Source organism: Paraburkholderia sp. NMBU_R16, assembly GCF_013282575.1.
Lineage (GTDB): Bacteria > Pseudomonadota > Gammaproteobacteria > Burkholderiales > Burkholderiaceae > Trinickia.
Genome location: NZ_JAAAYE010000363.1, coordinates 1 through 295 on the forward strand (window position 1 = coordinate 1; position 295 = coordinate 295).

Annotated in this window: 1 protein-coding gene; it reads left to right on the plus strand. The window is 61.4% G+C overall.

The annotated features are described in order from the left end of the window. On the plus strand, window positions 1-239 hold a 239-nt coding region (locus GWC77_RS28540; protein ID WP_173263016.1), incomplete at its 5' end, for an ATP-binding protein. Between the last annotated feature and the right edge of the window lie 56 nt (window positions 240-295).

Sequence of the window (295 nt, forward strand, 5' to 3'; positions counted from 1 at the left end):
CCCTTTTGTTAACCGCAAATCAACCATTCGGCGAATGGGACAAGGTCTTCCCCGACCGGGCCATGACGGTGGCCGCCGTCGACCGGCTGGTCCATCACTCGACGATCTTTGAAATGAACGTCGAAAGCTACCGTCGGCGTACCGCCCTGGAGCGCAAGCAGCAGGGACCGGGACGCCCTGCCAGTAGAGCGACACCAAAGAACGTCGGCGTGCCGCCGAAACAGGAGGATCCGCAATGACGAGCAATTCGCAGCCCACGGGCGTAACGCGTGACGACGCATCCGACAGTTCGATG